This window comes from Bacteroidia bacterium (assembly GCA_023228875.1).
GTDB lineage: Bacteria > Bacteroidota > Bacteroidia > NS11-12g > UBA955 > JALOAG01.
The window spans coordinates 196,610-220,524 of the sequence record JALOAG010000004.1 but is presented as its reverse complement, the minus strand read 5'-3'; the positions used below and the strand labels follow the sequence as shown (position 1 = coordinate 220,524).

General features: G+C 36.7%; 19 protein-coding genes. 7 read left to right on the top strand and 12 right to left on the bottom strand.

Annotated elements, in window-relative coordinates; all coding sequences use genetic code 11:
* Nucleotides 1-31: 31 nt before the first annotated feature.
* Genes M0R38_06410 through M0R38_06400 form a run of 3 tightly spaced genes read right to left on the bottom strand, consistent with a single transcriptional unit; the run spans nucleotide 32 to nucleotide 1,854 of the window.
* A complete protein-coding gene (locus M0R38_06410) occupies nucleotides 32-571 on the bottom strand; it encodes a biopolymer transporter ExbD (protein ID MCK9481376.1) in 540 nt (179 codons plus the stop codon).
* The gene (locus tag M0R38_06405) at nucleotides 572-1,018 is read right to left on the bottom strand and encodes a hypothetical protein (protein ID MCK9481375.1); all 447 of its coding nucleotides are present in this window, start codon (nucleotides 1,016-1,018) and stop codon (nucleotides 572-574) included.
* Nucleotides 1,019-1,029: 11 nt separating this feature from the next.
* Entirely contained in the window at nucleotides 1,030-1,854 is an 825-nt protein-coding gene (locus M0R38_06400; GenBank protein ID MCK9481374.1) for a MotA/TolQ/ExbB proton channel family protein, read from the bottom strand.
* A 225-nt stretch (nucleotides 1,855-2,079) separates the two neighbouring features.
* Between M0R38_06400 and radA the strand changes: the two genes are divergently transcribed.
* The 3 genes from radA (at nucleotide 2,080) to M0R38_06385 (ending at nucleotide 5,075) form a co-directional block, all read left to right on the top strand.
* Complete coding sequence (gene radA / locus M0R38_06395) at nucleotides 2,080-3,429, top strand: DNA repair protein RadA (GenBank protein MCK9481373.1); 1,350 nt, start codon at nucleotides 2,080-2,082, stop codon at nucleotides 3,427-3,429.
* Nucleotides 3,430-3,533: 104 nt separating this feature from the next.
* Nucleotides 3,534-4,475, top strand: coding sequence for a malate dehydrogenase (gene mdh / locus M0R38_06390; protein ID MCK9481372.1), 942 nt, complete (start codon nucleotides 3,534-3,536; stop codon nucleotides 4,473-4,475).
* A 96-nt stretch (nucleotides 4,476-4,571) separates the two neighbouring features.
* A complete protein-coding gene (locus tag M0R38_06385) occupies nucleotides 4,572-5,075 on the top strand; it encodes a metallophosphatase family protein (protein ID MCK9481371.1) in 504 nt (167 codons plus the stop codon).
* Here the strand turns inward: M0R38_06385 and M0R38_06380 are convergent.
* Nucleotides 5,068-6,372 carry an efflux RND transporter periplasmic adaptor subunit gene (locus M0R38_06380; GenBank protein MCK9481370.1) on the bottom strand — a complete coding sequence of 435 codons (1,305 nt, stop codon included), beginning with the start codon at nucleotides 6,370-6,372 and terminating at the stop codon, nucleotides 5,068-5,070. The genes M0R38_06385 and M0R38_06380 overlap by 8 nt on opposite strands.
* A gap of 93 nt (nucleotides 6,373-6,465) precedes the next feature.
* Nucleotides 6,466-7,863 (bottom strand): hemolysin family protein, encoded by a 1,398-nt coding sequence (locus tag M0R38_06375; GenBank protein MCK9481369.1) that lies wholly within the window; start codon nucleotides 7,861-7,863, stop codon nucleotides 6,466-6,468.
* Between the two features lie 72 nt (nucleotides 7,864-7,935).
* On the opposite strand from M0R38_06375, the gene M0R38_06370 reads away from it, so the two are divergent.
* Nucleotides 7,936-11,208: an ATP-dependent helicase gene (locus tag M0R38_06370; protein MCK9481368.1), complete on the top strand. Its 3,273-nt coding sequence runs from the start codon at nucleotides 7,936-7,938 to the stop codon at nucleotides 11,206-11,208.
* Nucleotides 11,209-11,226: 18 nt separating this feature from the next.
* Here M0R38_06370 and aspS read toward each other — a convergent pair whose 3' ends face one another.
* The 7 genes from aspS to M0R38_06335 all read right to left on the bottom strand — a co-directional run bounded on the left by aspS (nucleotide 11,227) and on the right by M0R38_06335 (nucleotide 20,906).
* Nucleotides 11,227-12,981 carry an aspartate--tRNA ligase gene (aspS, locus tag M0R38_06365; protein ID MCK9481367.1) on the bottom strand — a complete coding sequence of 585 codons (1,755 nt, stop codon included), beginning with the start codon at nucleotides 12,979-12,981 and terminating at the stop codon, nucleotides 11,227-11,229.
* Between the two features lie 142 nt (nucleotides 12,982-13,123).
* Nucleotides 13,124-14,566, bottom strand: coding sequence for a trypsin-like peptidase domain-containing protein (locus tag M0R38_06360; GenBank protein MCK9481366.1), 1,443 nt, complete (start codon nucleotides 14,564-14,566; stop codon nucleotides 13,124-13,126).
* A gap of 83 nt (nucleotides 14,567-14,649) precedes the next feature.
* Nucleotides 14,650-15,750: a DUF1573 domain-containing protein gene (locus tag M0R38_06355; protein ID MCK9481365.1), complete on the bottom strand. Its 1,101-nt coding sequence runs from the start codon at nucleotides 15,748-15,750 to the stop codon at nucleotides 14,650-14,652.
* A gap of 137 nt (nucleotides 15,751-15,887) precedes the next feature.
* Nucleotides 15,888-16,463: a LytTR family DNA-binding domain-containing protein gene (locus M0R38_06350; protein MCK9481364.1), complete on the bottom strand. Its 576-nt coding sequence runs from the start codon at nucleotides 16,461-16,463 to the stop codon at nucleotides 15,888-15,890.
* Nucleotides 16,464-16,472: 9 nt separating this feature from the next.
* On the bottom strand, nucleotides 16,473-19,544 hold the full coding sequence (locus M0R38_06345; protein ID MCK9481363.1) for a histidine kinase: 3,072 nt from the start codon (nucleotides 19,542-19,544) through the stop codon (nucleotides 16,473-16,475).
* 12 nt (nucleotides 19,545-19,556) lie between these two features.
* The gene (locus M0R38_06340) at nucleotides 19,557-20,300 is read right to left on the bottom strand and encodes a LytTR family DNA-binding domain-containing protein (GenBank protein MCK9481362.1); all 744 of its coding nucleotides are present in this window, start codon (nucleotides 20,298-20,300) and stop codon (nucleotides 19,557-19,559) included.
* A 12-nt stretch (nucleotides 20,301-20,312) separates the two neighbouring features.
* Nucleotides 20,313-20,906, bottom strand: coding sequence for a histidine kinase (locus tag M0R38_06335; protein MCK9481361.1), 594 nt, complete (start codon nucleotides 20,904-20,906; stop codon nucleotides 20,313-20,315).
* Between the two features lie 170 nt (nucleotides 20,907-21,076).
* Here M0R38_06335 and M0R38_06330 point away from each other — a divergent pair, with 170 nt between their 5' ends.
* From M0R38_06330 to pssA, 3 genes are read left to right on the top strand one after another with little or no spacing between them, the layout of a single operon-like run.
* Nucleotides 21,077-21,322, top strand: a complete 246-nt coding sequence (locus M0R38_06330) for a hypothetical protein (GenBank protein MCK9481360.1) — start codon at nucleotides 21,077-21,079, stop codon at nucleotides 21,320-21,322.
* Between the two features lie 24 nt (nucleotides 21,323-21,346).
* The gene (locus M0R38_06325; GenBank protein MCK9481359.1) at nucleotides 21,347-23,221 is read left to right on the top strand and encodes a hypothetical protein; all 1,875 of its coding nucleotides are present in this window, start codon (nucleotides 21,347-21,349) and stop codon (nucleotides 23,219-23,221) included.
* A complete protein-coding gene (gene pssA, locus M0R38_06320) occupies nucleotides 23,221-23,913 on the top strand; it encodes a CDP-diacylglycerol--serine O-phosphatidyltransferase (protein MCK9481358.1) in 693 nt (230 codons plus the stop codon). The genes M0R38_06325 and pssA overlap by 1 nt, the downstream gene beginning before the upstream one ends.
* Nucleotides 23,914-23,915: the final 2 nt, after the last annotated feature.

The window sequence follows — 23,915 nt, the reverse complement described above, 5'->3', positions numbered from 1 at the left end:
AATTAATCTACATTATAACTCACTGCATTGTTTACTCCTCACCAAACACATTTTCGGGTTCTGCTTCTGAAATCTTTTGAGGGAATTTCTTTGAAATAGACTCTTGTTGTGCTTCATTCAAATCACTGTATGCGCGTCCATATACTGCCATTGCTTCTTCATTTCTCAGTTCATTATATCCTCTCTTGAGTTCATTTTGAACTTTGATATACATTTCATAGGAAGTACCTCTATCATTCTTGATTGAGATAATAGCCTTTTTGGGGTTTTCACTAAAATTAGGGTCTGCACCAAAGTTTCCAACATGTCTTTTCACCAATTCAGTCAAGTCCTTTAATTCTATAACCTCTCCGCGAACTAACAATTGGTCTCTTCCATTGACTAATACATTCAACACATTACGCTTTTTGGGGTGCGCAACTGCTTGTTCATTTTCAACTTTAGGAGGCAAAAGAATCTGCAGCCCTTTATCAGAATCAATGGTAGTGGTAAACAGAAAGAATACCAGCAACAAGAACGCCATGTCTGCCATGGATGCAGCATTAATTTCCGGAAGTTCTTTTTTACTCATTTATTTCTTATTGAAAACGTCTTTTACTGATAACACAACTGAAAGTAAGACAGAGATAATTACCAGTGCATAAGTAGCTTTTAATGCACCACCGATAGTTTTAGAGCCGCTTGCGGTCTCCACACCGGCTTTGATATATGTTTTGGTAACTTCACCCGGATCAATTGCATAAAAAATAGCAAATAACACCAATAAAACTCCCAATCCGATACCCATATAGACACTGGATTTTGGTTTATTGATTAATCCTCTGCCAGCCATAAAGATTACGGTCAAAATGGAAATTCCACTTAGGATATAAGCGAATGTCAATCCAAAAGACACAGCAGCAGATTCTTTTGTATTTGCAACAACATCACTATCTTCAGAAGCAAGCATGATAATAAATACTAATGTTAGTACTACTACCGCGCCCATGAAGATATTTTTAATCAAATTTATTTTCATCACGTGCAATTTTATTTAGCAAGTTTATTCTTGATAAGAATATCAACTAATGAAATTGACGCATCTTCCATTTCATTGCTGATTGTCTCAATTTTAGACATAATGATATTATAAAAAATCTGTAAGATAATTGCAACAATAAGACCGGCAACAGTAGTTAACAAAGCAACTTTAATACCGCGTGCTACCAATGCAGGAGACATATCCCCTTCTCTCTCGATATCATCAAATGCTAGAATCATACCCACAACTGTACCCAAGAAACCAAGCATGGGGGCAAGTGCGATAAATAAAGCAAGCCAAGTCAAACCTCTTTCTAACTCACCTACTTTTACTGAGCCGTAAGAAACAACTGCTTTCTCAACATTCTCAATCCCTTCATCAATCCTATCCACACCTTGATAGAAGATACTTGCAATAGGACCTCTTGTATTTCTGCATTTTTCTTTAGCTGCTTCTGCACCTTGATTAATAAGGATAGTTTCAATTTCTTCAACAAATTTTTTGGTATTGATAGAAGAAAGGAAAAGAACAATAATTCTTTCAATTGCCACTGCCATACCGAAGATAAGACAGAACAACACCAAACTCATATAGAAAGGGTCTCCTTCTATAAACTTCTCTTTAATGAACTGATTTCCGCTCTTCTCTTCTTCAGGTTGAACAGTTTCATTTTCAATTACAGTTTCTGGTGCTTGTGCAGAATCAGTTTGAGCTGTAGTTTCATCCGTAGAATCTGTTTGCTCAGTTGTTGTATTTGTTTCTTCTGCGAAAGTCTTTAAAGGTTGTGCAAACATTAATGCTCCAACCAAAATCAGGAAAAATGCTTTTTTCATGCTACTTAGATTTTAATCTTTTTATTCTTGTAAGGGCGCAAAAATAGAAAATTATTGGATTTATCATACTGACTTTATCTAAAGAAAAAGTTTGTTTACCTCTATATTCCTCAACTAAACAAACCCTTTTCACAACTATTTTTACTTTACTTTCTCTTTTACGAATGTACCAAATCCACTTACATACACTACTTTTGACCGCACAAACGGATTGAGACAAACAATATGGCAAAGACAAAGAGTGTGTTTTTTTGCAGCAGTTGCGGAAATGAATCACCAAAATGGGTAGGGAAATGTCCTTCATGCGGTGAATGGAACACATATACAGAAGAAACCATTACTACCAAACAAACAAATCATGCACGAGTTCATAAGAACGATACACTTCCTGAACTCATTTCGGACAACTTCGAATCGGTTGAAAACAGGTTGTTCCTCAGCGATACAGAGTTAAACCGTGTTTTAGGAGGTGGTGTAGTGAGTGGCTCTGTAGTTTTACTTGGCGGAGAACCCGGAATCGGGAAGTCCACCTTGTTATTACAAACCATGTTACACAGTTCATATAAATGTCTCTACGTTTCGGGTGAAGAGAGTAAAACACAAGTAAACATGCGAGCCAAAAGAATTGGAATCAGAAATAACGAATGTTATATGCTGCCCGAGACGCGCATTGAATCCATCATTACTATTTCCAAACAAATTCAACCCGAAATAATTGTTATTGACTCCATTCAAACAATGGAATCAGAGTTATTAGAATCCGCACCGGGAACAGTGTCTCAAGTAAAAGAATGCACTGCAATGTTAATCCGATATGCAAAACAAACCGGTATTCCGATTTTTATTGTGGGGCATATCAATAAAGATGGCATGTTAGCCGGACCTAAAGTCTTAGAACACATGGCAGATGTCGTCTTACAATTTGAAGGTGAAAAAAACTACCAATACAGAACACTCCGAACACTCAAGAACCGTTTTGGCTCAACCAATGAAATTGGGTTGTTTGAGATGCTGGCAGGAGGCTTACAAGCAGTGCTCAACCCTTCTGACATCTTGATTTCGGACAGCACAGACAATTTGAGTGGTGTTGCTATTTCTGCAGGCATGGAAGGCAACACTCCGATATTAATAGAAATTCAAGCATTGGTAAGTCCCGCAGTTTATGGAACACCCCAGAGAAACAGCACAGGGTTTGACACGAAAAGACTCAATATGTTGCTTGCGGTATTGGAAAAAAGGAGCGGATTTTTATTTACAGGCAAAGATGTATTTGTAAACATTGCCGGAGGATTCAAACCCAATGATCCGGGATTAGATTTGGCTGTAGCAGCAGCCTTAATTTCCTCTTATCAAAATATTCCTATTCAAAAAACAACTGCTTTTGCGGGCGAAGTCGGTTTAAGTGGTGAAATCCGACCTGCATTTAGAATTGAACAAAGAATCACTGAAGCAGAAAAATTGGGTTTACAACGAATATTAATTTCTGAATTTACAAAACTCCAAGACAAAAATGGAAGCACGCTGCGCATTGAAACTTTATCCAAAACAGATGAACTGATTGAGATGATTTTTTAAAATGAAAAATCATCATTATTCATCAAGAAATATACTATGACAATACATTAAAAACTATCTTTGCGACCAATCAATTTTAATCAAAATCTCAATATAATATTATTATGAAAGTAAGTGTAATCGGAGCAGGAAATGTAGGTGCTACATGTGCTGACGTACTCGCTCAAAAAGACATTGTAAACGAAGTCGTCTTATTAGACATCAAAGAAAATTTTGCAGAAGGTAAAGCATTAGATATTTGGGAATGTGCTCCAGTGAATTTGTATGACACCAGAGTAACCGGTTCTACAAATGACTATTCAAAAACAGCAAACTCAGAAGTAGTGGTTATCACATCCGGGCTTCCACGCAAACCCGGCATGACTCGTGACGACCTTATTTCTACTAATGCAGGAATTGTTAAATCCGTTACTGAGAATGTCATTAAGTATTCTCCAAATGCAAAAATCATCATCGTTTCAAATCCTTTGGATGTTATGACTTACTGTGCATATCTAACTGCAAAAAAACCCGCTAACGAAGTTTTCGGTATGGCAGGCGTGTTAGACACTGCAAGATACAGAGCATTTATTGCTTCTGAATTGAATTGTTCCCCAAAAGACATACAAGCTCTTTTATTGGGAGGACACGGAGATACCATGGTTCCACTTCCCAGATATACTACTGTAGCCGGTATTCCTATTACAGAACTGATTGCCAAAGATAAATTAGATGCTATTATTGATAGAACTAAAAAAGGTGGCGGAGAGATAGTAAATCTTCTTGGAACTTCTGCATGGTATGCTCCGGGTGCATCAGCTGCTCAAATGGTTGAGGCTATTGTAAAAGATCAAAAAAGAATTTTCCCTGTATGTGCATGGTTAGAAGGCGAATACGGAATGAACAATATTTACCTTGGAGTCCCGGTTGTGTTAGGCAAAAAAGGTATTGAAAAAATCATTGAATTAAAGCTGAATGCAGAAGAACAAGCACTTTTAAATGAGTCTGCTACACACGTTAGAGAAGTAATGGCTGTCTTAGACAAAATCAATTCTCAAACTGCATAATCCGATTCAATTTTCCATTGAAAATATGAGAGGTTGTTCATTTGAGCAACCTCTTTTTCTTTTGTGCAACTGATTGTAATATTTGTAAAACTATAAATGAAAAAAATTCTCATCCTTTCCGACTCACATGGACTGCTTGAAAACGATGTACTTAAATATATTGAACAAGCGGATGAGGTATGGCATGCAGGTGACTGGGGCTCAATGGAAGTATTTGAACAATTGGAAAAAACCGGAAAAATCATCCGAGGTGTATATGGCAATATTGACGGTGGAAAGCTCCGAACAGTATTAAAAGAAGAGACTGTTTTTGTCTGTGATGGTGTCAAAATATTTATGACACATATCGGAGGATACCCGGGCAGATACAGTATGGGAATAATAGATAAACTCAAACTTCATCATCCACATCTGTTTATCTGCGGACATTCTCACATTTTAAAAATAATTCAGGACAAAGAACTTCAAGTATTACATATCAACCCCGGTGCGTGTGGCAGACACGGGTTTCATATTTTTAGAACGATGGTAAGGATAGAAATCAATGAAGGTAAGATAACCAAAGCAGATGTAATAGAGTTAGGGCGAAGAACTACTTGAGCTTAAACACTTCTCCTTTGGCAGCTACCTCAACCTGCATGTCATTTTGCAAAATATTTGACAAAACGCCATAAGGTCCTGTAACCACTTTATCTCCTTCCTTTACTCCTGTTAGGATCTGAATATAATTGCCATCTTGTATTCCGGTAGTAACACGTGTTACAAAAACTTTTCCTGCCTTTTCAATGAACACAGCCTCCACCCTATCTGCTTTATTGGTAATAGGAGAAGCGGCTATTGAGTCCTTGCCAAATTCATCAGCATTGCGCATTGTAACAGACGACACAGGAACACTCAGCACATCCTTTTTCACTTTTGTAACAATATCCACCGAAGCAGTCATACCGGGCAAGAAAGGAAGGTTGTTTCCATCGGCAATCAAAGTTTGATAAGATTCAGGCAAGATTCTCACCCTAACTTCGTAGTTAACAGCTTGGTTGTTATCACTCACTCCAGCAGTTGATTTCATTGAGCGAGCTACTTGGCTAACCACACCTTTAAATTTCTGTCCTTTGTAAGCATCCACTTCTACCACAGATGAATCACCTTTCTTAATGCGAATAATATCATTTTCATTAACATCCACTCTGACTTCAACAAAGTCAAATTGTGAAATTCTCATCATTTCTGTACCCGCCATTTGGCTTGTACCTACAACCCTTTCACCTTTTTCAACCGAAAGCGATGTAACAATTCCATTGATTGGAGAATAAATGCTGGTTCTACCATAATTGCGTTGAGACTCCTCTAATCGGGCTGCAGTGCTTTCCACCGTAAATTTAGCTGCGAGCACATTTTTATCCGCAGTTTCATATTCAGCCTTTGCCATAGTGTAAGCAGCCTCTGCTGATTCAAATTCTGATGCAGAAATCACCTTTTCTTCAAATAACTTTTGTTGTCTCTTAAAATTTGCTTCTTGTTGTTTGAAACTTGCTTTAGCTCTCGACACTTGGGCTTCGTAGGTAGCTAACCCTGCTTTGGCATTATTCAAAGTCGCTCTCATTTGCTCCATTGCAGATTCATATAATTCAGGGTTAATTCTACATAATAATTGACCTTGCTTGACGGTATCTCCTTCTGCAACAAGGAGTTCAATAATTTCACCCGAAACATCTGAACTGATTTTTACTTCTACTTCGGGATAAATTCTGCCTGAAGCAGCCACACTCTCAACAATATCGCGCTTTTCGGCTTGTTCGGTTGTAACCTTAACAGCAGCACTCTTTTTCTTGCCTGCTATCATCCATAACACAACAATAGCAACAACCGATATCGCAATTATGATTTTAGTTTTCATGTAAGATTACGGCAAAAGTAATAATTTCAAAGTGCATCTGAAAGGTTTGGGATAAATACGGATATATATCGGAAAGATAATATTTCCAATCGGTTAAGAATTGTCTTCAGCCTTTGGGGCAATATCAATATTGAGTTTAACCTTTTCTACAGAATTACGATACATTTTGAGCACTTTGGCATTATACACACCTAATTTCAGTATATCGCCCTGTTTAATCTCAAGGTCAGGATACTGTTCAGCAATATAACCGGCTAAAGTGTCGTAATCTTCACTTTCTTCAAATTGCACAGGCAGGTTGTTATTAATATCAGGAATGCTGTAATGCGCACTCACCACAAAAGCACCCTCACCTATTTTAATCACAATCGGATCTTCATTATCATACTCATCTTGTATCTCTCCAACCAACTCTTCTAATATATCCTCCATTGTAACAATACCGGTCAATTCTCCAACTTCATTGGTAACGATTGCCATCTGCACTCTCTTCTGTTGAAAGGTTTTAAGCAAGTTCTTGATTTTTGTACTTTCCGAAACAAAATCCGGCTCGCGAACTATATCAATGATTTTAATTGACTCAGGCTTGCTTAATACATGTTTTACCAAGTCTTTTGTATAAAGAACACCTTTGATATCATCTAAATCCTCTTCATAAACAGGGAAACGAGAATAGCCTTCTTTCGTAGCATATTCAAGTGCTTCTTTCACAGTTGAATCAATGCTGATTGCAGAAACATTTTTTCTTTGGGTTTGTATTTGCGCAACTGTTCTGTCATCAAATTTAAAAACATTTTGAATCAGATTTCTTTCAGTTTCCTCAATTGCACCTCCTTCCTGACTTTCAGAAATAATCATCTTTAATTCTTCTTCTGAATGTACATCGTGAATCCCTTGCACTATATTAATTCCAATAGCTTTAAGCATAAGATTCGCAAAACCATTCATAAACCATATTACAGGTTTAAAGGTAAAATAGAACACTTGTAAAGGCAATGCTACAAAGAAAGTAGTAGAGGTGGGTTTACGAATTGCAATGGATTTGGGAGCTAATTCCCCAAAGACAATGTGCATGATGGTAATGAGAATAAAGGCAACAGGGAAAGATGCTTTGTGTGCAATTGCTGCCCATTCCGGGTTATTCAAATTAAATAATTCAAAAATTTCAAGAATAACCGGTGTTAATGCACTCTCTCCCACCCATCCTAAACCCAGACTTGCTAAAGTTACCCCTAATTGTGTTGCAGCCAGATAAGAATCCAGGTGCTTAACAATTGATTTGGCAACATTTGCAATTCGTTTGTTAGACTTTGAGTGAATCTGAATTTGAGAAGAACGCACTTTGACAATTGCAAATTCAGCTGCAACAAAAAAGCCATTTAGAAAGACTAAAAAGGCAGTTAATAATAAAAGTGAGATTGAGATAGGCTCGTGTACAAAAGGCATATCTGTCACGAGCAATGTACTTAAAGGAGAAGGATCAGGATCCATAAATTTATTTTTGTGTTAGGCTTTGACCTAATGGTTAAGAAAGAGCAAAAGTAACTTATATTTTGAAATATTGTGGAAAATTTTTTAGGTAACTACATACGGAGTCCTTACAAATCTTTCCATAGTTTTACAAACTACACGGCTAAATCCTTAAAGCCATTTTTATTTATGGAAGATTTAAAGAAAATAATTGAAGCACTAAACCTAAATCAAAGAAAGGCAGTGGAACTGATTGATGGTCCTGTGATGGTGGTTGCAGGTCCCGGCACAGGAAAGACACAGATACTTTCTGCCCGTATTGCCAATATTCTGACTCAAACAGATGTTGGTTCACATAGTATTTTATGTCTAACATACACAGATGCAGGCGCGCGAGCCATTCAACAAAGGCTCATTGAAATGATTGGCAACGATGCATACAATGTGAGCGTCCACACATTTCACTCTTTTGGTGCAGAAGTGATACGTGAAAATGACAGTCTTTTTAGCAGTAACGAACTTCAACCTATTTCAGAATTAGAACAAATTCAACTCCTCAGAGAAATACTTGATGAGTTGCCCGCTTCTTCTCGCCTTAAGAAAAGTAGGGAGTACTATAATCAGACCAAACAATTATCTGAAATATTTAAGACGATAAAAGAACAAAGCTTGGAAGCATCAGCATTGATTGACAGTATAAATCAATACATCTCCGAGATGCCAACTATGGAAGAATTTATTTACAAAAAAAAATACAAAGAGTTCAAAACAGGCGATCTCAAACAAGGAGCAATTACCAAGGTAACAGAACAATTACAAACCCTGATTGAGGTTGTTAATCTGTATGGAAAATTTCTTCAAAAGATGGCAGACAGAAAGCGATTTGACTTTGCGGACATGCTGATTTGGGTGCGAGATGCATTTATAAAATATCCGAATTTGCTTTTATCATATCGTGAAAGATATCTCTACCTTTTATTAGACGAGTTTCAAGACAACAATGGGTTGCAGGCTCAAATACTAAGTCTTTTAGCCGGTGCTGAAGAAAATCCAAATGTTTTTATTGTAGGTGATGACGACCAGAGTATTTATAGTTTTCAGGGTGCTAACTACAGAAGAATGTTAGATTTTGAACAAACTTACAATCCTGAAACAGTAGTGTTAAATATGAATTATCGCTCTTCTCAGAAAATATTAGATGCATCAAAAGCACTCATTGAAAACAATTCCGAGCGATTAGTGAACAAAGTGGAGGGGCTAACAAAAGAGCTGATAGCAAGCCATAAAGATTATAAAGATATTGCAGATGCACCTGTCATTGTGAAATTTACAAATGACCAATCAGAAATATTGGTTGTTGCAAATCAAATCGTCAACATGATTCAAGAGCAGAAAATTGCACCTGAAAAAATTGCTGTCATTTATCGTAATCACGCACAAGCGATTGAGATAGCCAATTATTTATCCTCAAAGAAAATTCCTATTAATGCTGTACGACCGGCAGATATTCTCAACGAACCTATCATAATTAATATACTTACTCTGCTTAACTATGTCAATTTAGAAAGTAGAAAGGCTTTTACCGGAGAGCATTTATTATTTGAAATACTACATTTTAACTTCTTCAACCTTGAACCACTTGACATTGCAAAATTTGCCTTATCTATTGCTAATGCAAATCTAAAAAAGGAAGAGCGATATTGGAGGATACAATTAGCAGAACAAACGAAGAAATCACAGCAAAATCAACTGTTTGAACCCAACGACTTTCATACAAAATTAAAACGTGTACACGAAAATTTAGAGTACTGGATTAAACAAGCACATAACTTTACTGTAACCGAGCTAATAGAAAAAATGATTGCCAAGGGTGGTATTTTATCTTACGCAATTACATCCGAACAAAAAAATTGGGATATGCAAGTGCTAAAAACATTTTTTGATTTTGTTCAAAATGAAGTAGAACGCAACCCAAGTTTAAGACTCTCTGAATTAATTAACGACCTCAACTTAATGAAAGAGTTGAAAATCAGGATTAATATTCAACGGATGTACGGTACCTCAACAGGAGTGAATTTTACTACCGCACATTCTTCTAAGGGGTTAGAATATGACCATGTTTTTATGATTCGATGTACTGACAAAATTTGGAAAGCACAATCCCAAAAATCTCCTTATGGATTAGGCAGGGTGCTACTATACGAAAATCCTTATGCAAATTCCACAAATGAAGAATCGGCATTGAAGGAAGAGAATAGACGTTTATTCTTTGTTGCTGTTACCCGAGCAAAGAAGAGCATACAAATCAGCTACTCAACCGAAAAAGACAAAGCAAGTGAATACGTATCTGAGTTAGAAACATCCGGCACTTGTGTTCTCAAAAATCAATCAGACCTTCTTTCGTCTGAAAATGAACAAAACATTGGGTTAGAGTTTATTGCTTCGCAGTTCTACCAACACGAAGATAATCATTCAACCATAGTAGAAGATGCTTTGTTAGACCGCTTTTTGGAGCAATATCGTATGTCTGTTTCTCACCTCAATCAATACTTGAAATGTCCTGTGTCTTTCTACTACGACAAAGTTCTCAAAGTACCATCAGCCAAAAACAAATACATGGGTTTTGGTACTGCAATTCACGACACATTGGATGAATGGATTAAAAGCTATCAGAAAGATGAAAAACATATACTTTGGGATAGCAATCGTTTATGCGAAGAGTTTGTAAAAAATATTGCAAAACAAAGAGATGCATTTACAGATGAAAGTTTCGAGTTTATGAAGGAATATGGGAAAGAAAAACTCATTAATTTTTATAATAAAAAAGCATCATACATCAAACAAGTTGCCACCATTATGACAGAGGTTCATATCACTGCTGAATTTGATGGAATAATAATTAGAGGAGTCGCAGACCGTTTAGACTTGAACGGAAATTCAGCCCATTTGATTGATTACAAAACAGGCAGTGTTGTTAATGGTATAAACAAACTCAAAGCACCAGAAGAAAATGCAAATGAGGATGCCTCATTTGAAAAAAAACATGGTGGCGATTACTGGAGACAACTTGTTTTTTATAAAATATTGGTGGAGAGTTCAACACACAAATGGCAAATTGACACAGCAGAAATTGAGTTCATAGAAGCAGAAGCAGATGACATACAAGACTATACAATGCAGATTACCCAAGAAGATATTGAAAAAGTCAAACAACAAATCAACCTTGCTTATAAGGGCATCAAAGCAAAAGAATTTAACAAAGGTTGTGGAGATAAAAAATGTCGTTGGTGCAACTTTCAAAAGATGTTACACAATAATGGCAGTGCGAATTTTGAAGATTTATCTTCTAACGATTTTGAGGAATAGACACAGTCATATTTAGCGTTATAGGTTATCAGTATTCCGCAACGCCAAATTCAATTCATCAAGTTGTTCTTGGGCAATAGTGGACGGAGCATCAATCATTACATCTCTACCCTTATTGTTCTTAGGGAAAGCGATATAATCCCTGATAGAGTCAGAACCGCCAAAAAGTGAGCATAAACGGTCAAAACCAAAGGCAATGCCGGCATGTGGGGGAGCTCCATACTCAAATGCATTCATCAAAAATCCAAATTGCTTTTGTGCTTCCACAGGCGTAAACCCAAGTATAGAAAACATTTTAGCTTGTAATTGCTTGTCAAATATTCTAACAGAACCCCCTCCTACTTCAACTCCGTTAATTACCAAATCGTAAGCATTGGCATTGACTTCTCGGGGATTTGCATCCAATTTATGAATATCTTCAGGGTTTGGAGACGTAAAAGGATGGTGCATTGCAAAGTATCGTTGGGCTTCTTCATTCCATTCTAATAATGGGAAATCTATTACCCATAAGGGTTTATATACCGAGTTATCTCTTAAGCCTAACTGCGTACCTAACAGCAAACGCAATTCATTCATTTGTTTTTGAGTTGATTCTGTTTGTCCGCTCATGATTAGAATTAAATCACCTTGCTCTGCACCACAAATTGAAGCCCATGACTGTAGGTCTTCCACAGTGTAAAACTTATCTACCGAAGACTTCAATCCTGTTTCATCATACCTGCACCAAATCAGTCCTTTTGCTCCGACTTGCGGTCTTTTAACATATTCAGTCAGTTCATCGATTTGCTTACGGGTATAATTTGCCGCACCTTTAGCACAGATTGCAATAATACTTTCGGCTTGGTCAAAAATTCCAAAACCTTTGCCTTTGGCAACTTTGTTTAAATAATGGAACTTCATTTCAAAACGCAAATCCGGTTTATCTGAACCATAGTTTCTCATCGCATCGGCATAGCTCATGCGAGGAATTTCAGGAATTTCTAATCCTTTCTCATTTTTAAAAAGGAACTTTATCAGACCTTCAAAAGTTTGCAACACATCTTCACGCTCCACAAACGACATTTCACAATCTATTTGTGTAAACTCCGGCTGTCTGTCTGCCCTTAAATCTTCATCTCTAAAACATTTTACAATTTGAAAATACTTATCAAAACCGGCAACCATCAACAATTGCTTGAAAGTTTGCGGTGATTGCGGCAAAGCATAGAACTCACCTTCATTCATTCTGCTCGGAACCACAAAATCACGCGCTCCTTCAGGCGTTGATTTTATCAACACAGGGGTTTCCACTTCAAGAAAACCGGCTTTGGACAAATAATCACGAGTAAATTGAGCCATTCGATGGCGTATCTCCAATTTTTTGCGTACTGACTCTCTACGCAAATCCAGATAGCGATATTGCATTCGCAAATCTTCACCTCCATCTGTATTTTCTTCAATGGTAAAAGGCGGAATCTTTGACACATTTAACACTTTAATGGATTGCACCACTATCTCAATTTCACCGGTTGGAATATGAAGATTCTTATTGCTGCGTTCTGTAACAATGCCTTTGGCTTGAATTACATATTCTCTCCCGAATTTGCGCGCCTCTAACAACAACTCTTTGTTTGTTTCTTCATTAAATGCAAGCTGAGTGATGCCATATCTATCTCTTAAATCTACAAAAGTCAAAGCTCCAAAATCTCTGGATATCGCAACCCAGCCGCTCAGCGTTACTTCTTTTCCAACATCAGAAATACGTAGTTCTCCGCAAGTGTGTGTTCTAAACATTATGGTAAAAATTGAGGTGCAAAAGTAGGGTTTTTAAGGTCTTTTTTGAAATCAGACCTGAGTGTCAATTCTAATTTAAGACATGTGATTTTTTACTCAAATCTCAAACACATCAAAATTGTTATGATTAAAACAAAAACACTTAATATCCGTAGAAGTTATAGTATTTGCGTTGACCATCGGCAGAAATCCCTTCAATTTGGATTCTACCACTTGCATTGGACAACCACTTAATCACTGTTTCCGGCTCTCGACATTCTTTGCCATTAAATTTCACAAAGATAAAATCGTCTGAAAGTCCCATTCTTCTAATAAATCCTGAGCGCACTTCTGTTACCTTAACACCATAATCAATTCCATAGCGTTGCATTTCAAGTTTTGTTACAACAGAAAAATCTGCCCCTAAGGCATCCGACCGGATAGAGGTTTTCTTAATTAACTCAGTGTTACCTTGTTTGTTGATGAGCGTAAGGACAGCATCTTTTACCTTGCCATCTCTTTTATAACTGATTTTAATTTTATCTCCCGGTCTTTGGTAGGACAAATATTCATCATAAGAGGATTTCGTATCAACCACCCTGTCTTGAATACCCACAATCAAATCACCTGCACGAATACCGGCTTTAAAAGCAGGACCATCCTCCAACACATTGGCAACATACACACCGTTATCAAAAGAAATCTTTAATTTTTGTTGTGTTTCATAATCAATATCTGCCACATCCATACCGGTAAACCCGCGTTGTACTTCGCCAAACTCAATTAGGTCTTTGACAGTTTTCACCACAATATTTACAGGAATAGCAAAACCATATCCGCTGTATGAGCCTGTTTGAGACATAATCGCTGTATTGATTCCCACCAATTCTCCTTTTGTATTGACTAAGGCTCCACCTGAATTTCCCGGATTAATGGCTGCGTCTGTTTGGATGAAGGATTCAATTGGAAACTGATTGTGTACAATATTAATATTTCTTCCTTTTGCACTCACAATACCGGCAGTTACAGTAGAAGTTAGATTGAACGGATTACCCACTGCCAACACCCATTCACCAATTGCCAAGTTATCTGAATTTCCTGTTTTGATTGCAGGCAAATCGTTTACATCAATTTTTATCAAAGCCAAATCAGTAGAAGGGTCAGAACCTATCAACTTTGCAGGATAAACTTTCTTCTTATTGTTTAACACTACTTCAATCTTAACTGCATCTTTTACTACATGAAGGTTGGTTGCAATATATCCATCTTTAGACATAATCACACCCGAACCTGAACTGGAAACTTGACCAATACTGCCAAATGGGTCGTAATCAAAAAACCAGAAAGGGCTTGATGTCCTCACTTCTGATGTAGTCCTGATAAACACCACAGACGGGGTGCTAATAGATGATGCTTGTACAAAATCAGGGATGTCAGCCAATCTGCCTTCGCCTTGCATTGAAACAGGGGTGGATTGGTGTTGTTTTTCTATTTCAGTTAATTTACTGTAAAAATCCTCTTGTGGTTTATTAACAACACTAAACAACCACGCACCACCAAAGCCAAAGAAAGCAGCTCCAAACAAAAATAATATCTTGTGTTTCATAGAATTACTCACAAAAATAAATCATTCAAAAATTCAGGCAATCGATTGGTTGAGGCTTTTGCTGAAAATATATAAAAACACTATTAGTCTTTATAAATTTCAACCTCTCCATAAACTCCAAATTCAGGGTTTTTGGGGTCATTAGAATAGATCATCACCCCTCTGATTAGTTTACCTTCATGCTGACCAATACTATCAAAGGTTAAGGTAAGTGTAGCGGATTCTCCTGGAGGAATAACAGTTTTGTCAATTTCCCCTTTAAAACAATAACAAGGGTAATGAATATTCCTGATTTCGAGGTTTGATTTTCCTTTATTGGTAATGGTGATAGTCTTAGATACCGTACCTCCTAATTTAAGTTTTCCAAATTTCAAAGAAGTAGTTTCAGCTTTGATTACCGGAGCATTCGCCAACTCTTTCTTACTTAAATGAGAAAAATCTTGAACAGTTTTCCCTTTTACATACAGTACTTTCTGGCTCATTAAATAATCATTAGAGAGCATTATCAAACGAAAACTAAACTCACCCCAAAAATCTTTCAAGTCTGCTTTAGTAGTTTTCAATGTAATTACACCGGTATCGCCACTATTGAGGAAATCCGGGTATGAAACCTTAAAGTAGGAAGGCAGGTTTTGGAAACCCAAAAATTGAACACGGTTATATCCATCATTGGAAATTCTGATTGTAGCCACATATTCTTTATCTTGTTGGATAATTCCAAAGTCAAAGGTAGTATTGCTCAAGGATGTATTTCCATACAGAAAAGCATATTTACCTTTTTGCGGTTGCCCAACCGAAATCACCATCCCTTTGATTTTCAAATGAGCAGTAAAACCGGGGTTATTATTAAACGTAACTGTCAAAGCTTTGTCAAAGCTACCCGGACGACCCGTAGGGTCAAAACGAGCAGTGATATAACTTTTTTCACCGGGCTTAAGTGTGTCTTTGCTATAACTTGGTTCTGTACAACCGCAGCTAACATTCACATTGCTAATAAACAAAGGCTGATCACCGGTATTTTTAAAATAAAACTTAGTGCTAACCATGCCTCCATTCTCATACACTTCACCAAAATTATGTTCATATTCTTCAAAAGAGAAAGGGGATTTTGTTTGAGCAGAAAGCGGTGAGTTAAGTAACAATAAGCCAAAACAAGCTATCACTCCAAAATGTATTAATTTCATAATTGCAAAGATGATAAGGTTTTTGATTTAGTTGTCCTCTGAGTCAATTTTCTTGCCAAAAAATGGACGAGATGCACCTGAAAAGGATTAAATAAATGAAAAAGTTTTAACCCAATGATTCACTGCTTTAACCCATATCATTCTATTATCTTCTCTATCACCGAAAGCACAACAGGTGTATGAATATCCGGTGCATTTTTCATCTTCAAAATTGTTTTACCAGGTTCCGACTCCATTGCTTCAATTTCCGGCACTTGAATAAGTTCCCAGCGGTTTTGAGTAAAAATGGGCAAGATTTGAACCGGTTTTTTAAACAAATGCCTTGCTAATTGATAGTGTCTCATAGAATAACCGCTATGTAAAAGGTCTTGCACTTTGCTCATTTCTTTTTCCAATTGTTCAATATCAATGGGCTTCATTAAGGTTGGAATATGACAATAGTTTAAGACCCTGACAGAGTTTTCATCAAAGGCAGTAATAAAGATTATCTCAAAATCAAATTCACCCATCTCGTTCAACAATTGATATGAATCCCCTTCACGAAGGCTGATATCCATAAAAGCAAGATCCGGCTTGAATTCAGCGATTAATAGTTTTGCGCTTGAAATATCTTGGCAAGTTTCAATCTGTTCCACTCCTTCACAATAGAGTTCAATGAGTGCTTTTAGCACCTCTCTACTCTTTTTTTCATCATCCAATATTAGTATGCGCATGTCGTGAGTTTATCCTTTTTTAAACGGAATAAATACTTGAACTAATACACCCTTAGGGTCATTCTTTTCGTCAACCAGGTCAATAATATTGATTGTGAGTTTTTTATTAGTTCCCATATTGAGCAATTCCAACCTCTCGATTGTTGCTTTCATGGCGGTTGATTCATGTTTATTAGTTCTTCCGGCATTCAATTCCTTTGCTTTTTCTCTTCCAATTCCGTTATCCTCAATCTCACAGTAAATATGTGAGACTTCTTTTCTGACCCTCAGTGTGATTCTTTTCTCTCCTTCTTTGTTTAATAGCCCATGAACTATTGAGTTTTCTACAAAAGGCTGAAGCACCATAGAAGGAATTAAAAGTGTTTTGGGGCTTACATTTTCATCTATCTCCACTTTATACAACAACTCTCCTTCAATACGAATATTCTCAAGGTCAATGTACAATTGCAATGACTCCAACTCTTCTTCAAGCGAGATATAATTCACTCTGGAATTTTGCAAAATCTTTCGCATCAAAGTTGAAAATTTTGTAAGGTATGAATAAGCAACTTTAGGGTTCTTGTTGAGGATATAATACTGAATACTATTGATAGAGTTAAAGATAAAATGCGGGTTCATTTGTGAGCGCAATGCTTTCAATTCAACTTCTGTAACTTTTGTTTGAAATTCGCTTTTCAACTTATTCACCCTCACCACATAGCTTCCATACAATGCTAAAATCAATACAATTGCAATCAGCGTAATAAACCACCATGTAAGCCAAAATGGGGGTAGTATTTCAAAAGACTTAGAAGCAATCTGTTGCGACCATATTCCATCTTGACTCACTGCACGGACTTTAAAAACATATTTACCCGGACGCAAAGCGGAATATTGAACAAACCTGCGGGTGCCTGCATCAATCCAATTTTCATCAACTCCTTCTAACATGTACCTATATTGCACCTTATCAGGATCTAACAACTCAATTCCAACATAGTCAAATCCAACATAGTTTTTATTATACGCTAATTGGGTTTCTTCAGCCCCCAACGTATTAAGTACTTTGTCAAAAATCTTCATTTGAGTAATACTAATGAAAGGCGCTAACGGATTGGGTTTGATTTGCATAGGGTCAAAAACATTGAGACCCTCTATTCCTCCAAATAAAAACAGTCCTTGTGATGAGGCTAAAAATGAAGCTTCATTAAATTCAAGGCTTTGAACTTGCTCAGGTCTATTGAAACTCTGTACTGTTCTTTTGACAGGATTAATTTTTGCGATACCTTTATTGGAACTCACCCACCAATTTCCATTTTTATCTACCAACAATCCATACACTGCATCATTTGGCAATCCATCCACCTCAGAAAAGGAAGTAACAACATTCCTTTTTAAATCAAAAATATTGATACCGCCTCCAAAAGTTCCTAAAAGCAAGGTGTCAGCACCCATTTTTTTAATTGACATCACATTGTTATTCATATTTGAAAACCCTTTTTTGCCGGTTGAATACACGCTGACAAATACTTTGTTTTCAATATCAAATTCAAACAGCCCCTGTCCAAAAGAAGCAATCCATACCAAATTCGTTGCACGACCCGGTTTGATATCATAAACAACCTGCGGAGGATAGTCTCTCGTAGATGACTCAAAATCCTTGTAGGTTTCTTTGGTGAGCGGATTCCACCCCACCAGTCCTTCTGTTGTCCCAATCCACAGCAATCCGTGTTTATCTTCATAAATACACCGAATCGGACTATGGCTGAGCAGTCCCCCTTTGTCATCTGTTGCAGGCACAAAACGTTTTTCTTGTGGAAAGAACTCAAACAGTCCTTTTTCGCCTGTCCCTATCCAATACCTCATTCTTGAATCTTGGAAAATCGCTCTAATACTATTGGAAGTGAGTCCACTTGTATTGCTTCTATTAAAAACGGTGAATTTTTCTGTTTGAGGGTCAAATCGATTCACCCCCCCTTCAAGTGTTCCTAACCATATTTGGTGTTGTCTATCTTCGTAAATTGGATAGATTTGTTTACTCAGTGTACCAGGTTTTTCAGGGTTAGGTCGATAAAACTTGAACTGCTGATTGAGAGGCATGTAAGCTGAAATACCGCTGATTGTACCCAACCAAATATTGCCTCCCATGTCTTCATAAATCCCATAGATGGTATTATTTATCAAAGAAAAATTATCAGTAAAGACCCTTTGAATCACATACTGACTGCCATCACTGTTAATAATGACCAATCCATCAAAGGTTGTTCCTATCCACAAATTACCCTTTGAATCAGCCAGCAAAACATTGATATTAGAGAATTCATCTTCAACCTCATTGCCTAAAGGAACAGCTTGCTCATGATAGCTGCGCAAATCAATTGCAAACAACCCGGTTCCTGCTGTTCCGGCATAGAGCTTCCCCTTATATACAGCCAAACTGCTGATTGAATGACCTTGTAAACTAACCTTTTTTGTAAAATTGTTGCTCGACAACTCTAAGAAAAAAACACCCTTGTCAGTTCCTACAGCATAAACCCCATCTGACACTTTACACATGGCTTGTACAAAGTCAGATTCCAAAGAGGAATTATCTGAATTAATCCGGCTAATTTCACCGGAAAGAACATGAATACTAATAATCCCACCACCCATTGTAAACGCAAACACTGTTTGGGAATCTTGCCTACAGAACCCTCTGATTTCAACACCCTCTTCAGGTGTATTCCAAATCTTATAATGTTCAAAAGTCTTAGTTTCATTGAAATACCGATCTACATACCCGCTATTGGTCCCAATCAACAAACTACCGTCAGGCAATGGATATAAAGCAGTGATATAATTATCCGAAGGAGTATTTGTATTCCCAAAAACATGTCTTATAGCTTTAAATTCATATCCATCAAATTGATTGAGTTTGTCCGGGGTAGCAACCCATAAATAGCCATTCTTAGTTTGTGTAATTTGCAATACAGAAGACATGGACAAACCGTGCTCCATAGAGTAATTGCGAAATTTTATATCAGGATATTTGATGGTAGGGAGTTGAGCACTCACCGACAAGATCAAACAAAGAAAATTTACAATGAGTATAAATCTCTTCATATCCTGACCGCTTTAGACTTTAGCAAGATTTGACAGAAAACCCTCTTTCTTTCTTTTAGACACTTCAACATTGTCACCGTTACTCATAACCACATAACCTCCTTCTCCGCGCAAATATTTCTTCATTTCATTGAGATTGATCAGATATGATTTGTGTACTCGATAAAATCCCATGCCTTTTAACAGATTCTCAAATTCCTTTAGATTCTTTGCAACTGTTATTCTGTCGCGATCTTTCAAGTAAAAATAGGTGTAAGCTCCATCACCCTTACAATAAATGACTTCTTTTACCTTAACAAATAATAACCCGTCTGAACTTGTCAATGCAATCAATTGCTCCTGAGACCCTGTCCATTTCTGCATAAACACATCAGCATAGCGCACTGTTTCTGCTTTTCTACGCTTTTCGATTACTTTATTTACAGCCGTTTCAAGGTCTTCCACGTTAAAAGGCTTTAAGAGATAGTCAACCGCTTCGGTTTTAAAAGCTTTCAGCGCATATTCTTCGTGCCCTGAGATAAAAATAACATCAAAATCCTCATGTCCTAATTCTTCTATTAACTCAAAACCTGACTTCTCAGGAAATTCAATATCCAAAAAAACCAAGTCCGGCTTCAGTTCCTTAATTGCCTTTGTCCCTTCTTCAATGCCTCCTATCAGTGCTTCTATTTTCACCACAGGACAATAATCCATTAGTAATTTATTGAGCACTTCGCGTACATTTTGTTCATCATCAATAATAATTGTTCTTAGCATAAGTGTAGGTGTTTAGTGTGTAAATATGAGTGTATATTGTGTTTGTTTGCGATTTATTATTTCATTTAATGCGGTGTTTGTCATCAACAATTTTTCCTTAATAAGTTCGAATCGCTTTTTTTGTTCTGTATTTCTCTCTTGTTTATCAATTGGTTTGAGCACCTTGTTTACCGATATGTAACAACGCAACACGCTTCCTTCTTCTACAAAAGTGATTTCAAAGAATACGGGTTTAGAATCAGACTTCATTGCAGCTGCTAATAGCAGTTCTACAAAAGGAACACAAACCAAACTAGGCATTTGTCTTGAAGTCACTTGGTTGATTAACGCAAAATCTATTTGAGTGCCAAAACGCAGTTTTTCAATTGCAAAATATTCATTGATTAATAATACCTCCTCTTTTACAGACCATTGTTCCGAATCCGGTAAAGAAATCAACTTGCGTTGAAATTTTGCAAAGGCTGACAAGCTATTAAGGGCATCGCGTTTTTGATCAAAAGTAATCTGATTTTGGATTGCAGTCAGGTAATTGAAGACAGCATGCGAACCAAGAAGTGCATGAGCTAATTTATGATTGACTAAAATATCCATATCAGTTTTCATCATTTCAAAGATAGCCAAAAAACCACGACCCATCAAAGCAAATAAAAACCATCGGTAAAATTTAACAATAAGCGGCTATAATTTCTTTACAAGCGGAGTTTCATGCAGGCTTTTCACAAATGCATTTAACAAGTAAAACTAAAGATTACATTTGCACTTCAAACAAATTTACAATGAAAAAGACTTTTTTAATCTTACTTTCTTCAAGTCTCATATTGGCAGCATGTAGTGGAAATTCAAATGACAACACAGAAGTTGAAAAGATTCAGAATAATGAAAAAATCATTCAAGAATCCGAAGATGAGTTATTAGACCAGATTGAAGACGAAGAAACAATCGACAGCGCAACAGTTGATTCAGAACCTATTCAAGCAGACACCAAAGACATCATTGATGTTGAAATAAAAACAAAAAAATAACCGTAGGGTTAAGAACTAAATCGCATGATTAAATCAAACATTTTGCGTCTGTTACTAAGCGCAACATTCACTTTTGTTGCTCCAAATATACATGGACAATACGCAGAAGAAGGACATGAAATATCGTATGACCTTCATAAAATTGCACAAGGATTTGAGTTTTTTGACAGCAGTTTTAAAGATAAACGCGTATTCTTCACAGGAGAGGATCACCGCTATATAGAAAGCAACAACAACATTTCGATAGTCTTTACTAAATACCTCAACAAGCATTTTGGTGTAAATCACCTTATCTTAGAGTTAGGTTATACTTGGGGTACGATTCTAAACACCTATGTACAGACTGGCGATACAGCCATTTTTGACGTTATCAAAAAGTCGTCTTATATAGCACATTACGACTATTTCAACCAACTTTACTTTTATAATAAAACGTTGCCGGACAGTCAAAAGATAATCATTACAGGAATTGATGTAACTCGTGATTATTCTGTATGTATCCATTACCTTAACTATCTCATTCCCAACAAATCCCTACCTCCTGATAACATCATTGTAAACATAGAATCCATCAAAGCATTGTCTGCATACTTATCTACACTCTCTTCTGACAACCAGAACTCTGTCAAGAAAGAATACTATTCATATTACAAGAGTATAGATTCAGTCATTGTCAATTTTCATCAGCACAAAGCTGACTATCAAATATTTCTTGATAGTAATTACACTGAATTTGCAAAGATTATCCAATGTTTAGAAGACAACATTGTGTGGAATCATTATGACAACTCAAAAATGATTCAGAAATACATTTACAGGGAGCAGTACATGTTGCAAGAGTTTAAAAAATTATTAGCAAAATACCCCAACGACAAGTTCTATGGTCAGTTTGGCAGATGTCATATTGGTCAAAATGCAGATGAGAATGAGTGCGATTGGTATAATTTTCGACCTATTGCTACACGAATCAGTGAACTCAATAATGGAGAAATGAAAGGCAAGGTAATGACAATTGCTATTATTTACACAGATGGTATTTATTACCGCGACAGGCTTTCAGACAGAATTAATGACCTGATAGACATTACGCCCAAAAACAAGATTTATGCTTATGATTATAACAGCGATATCAAAACCACTGATTCTACTGACTTCGCACCTGCAAAATACAATTATGTAATCATAGACAATAAGTCTCAGTTACCGGTTTCATATACAGACTCGGGACCTGTGTACACTCGAAAAATACCGAGAAGTAACAATGCATATTACACTTCCTTTGGGTTCAATCGTTCTTATTCCTTCTTACCATTGATTTCAAGTATTTCTCTCAATAAGTTAAACACAGCATTAGGTGCAAATCCACTATTCAAGGACTTTACAACACCCATCATTACTAATTCCATTTATTTTGAAAAAATTCGTTTTAGAAAGAACAAAGGCTCCAGTTGGGGTGTTGACATTGGACAAGATCAAGTACAACAAAGAGACGTTGACACAGGCTCAAGTGTTCGTTTTGGCGGGTTCAACACAAACCTCAGCTTCAAAATATATCGAAGTTTCTTTAAAAAACGGCTTTTATGGTTAGACCTAGGGCTCAAACTCGGATATAGCCAAAAACATTTAACTTTTGAATATCCAAACAACACGAAACCAACACTTGGAGGTTTTGTAGTTACAGAATCTAGCAAATACAGAAGTTCAGCATTTTGTTTTACACCAACATTGGGCGCATCTGTCTTTTTGTTTCAAGGTATATTAATAGGAGCAGAAGGTGGCTATATAGGTCAATCCGAAAAAACAACTACATGGAGGGAAAAAGGCAGAAAAATTTACGGACCTAATCAAAGATGGAGTAGTATATTTGGAGCATTTAGAGTTGCATTTATTTTTAACTAATGATTCAAGAAATAAAGAAACACATTCCAAATCTATTTACGCTTGGTAACTTAGCATGCGGATTTATTGCTATTTTCTTCATTTTAAAAGGATATTCCGTAATCTGGGCTTGTTGGCTTGTGATGCTTGCAGGAGTTTTAGACTTCTTTGATGGATTTGTTGCAAGGGCATTAAAGGTATCCGGAGAACTTGGTAAGCAATTAGACTCTTTAGCCGACATGGTTACATTCGGAGTTGTGCCCGGTTTTCTTGCTTACTATGTTGGAGCAAGCGACTCTTGGCTCATGTTTGCTGCTGCAGCATTAATTCCACTTTTTTCCGCATTGAGGCTTGCAAAATTTAATATTGATGAACGACAACACGATACCTTTATCGGAGTTCCTACTCCAATGAACACATTCTTTTGGGTTGGATTAGTGTTTTTGACAAATCAATATCCTCTTTTTGCAGATGTTGTTTCCGCTCCAAATGTTTTCTATTTCTTAAGCATCTTTAGTGCTTTTATGCTGGTTGCAGAATTGCCAATGTTGGCTTTGAAATTCAAAAAATTAGACAAGCAATTCTACATCAAACTTTTTGTCTTTGTAATCCCTTGTATCGTTGGAATTATCATATTAGGATTTGCTGCCTTTGCTCCAATATATTTTTACTATCTGATTTGTTCTGTTTTATTTAAGTTTGCAGCCAAATAAAA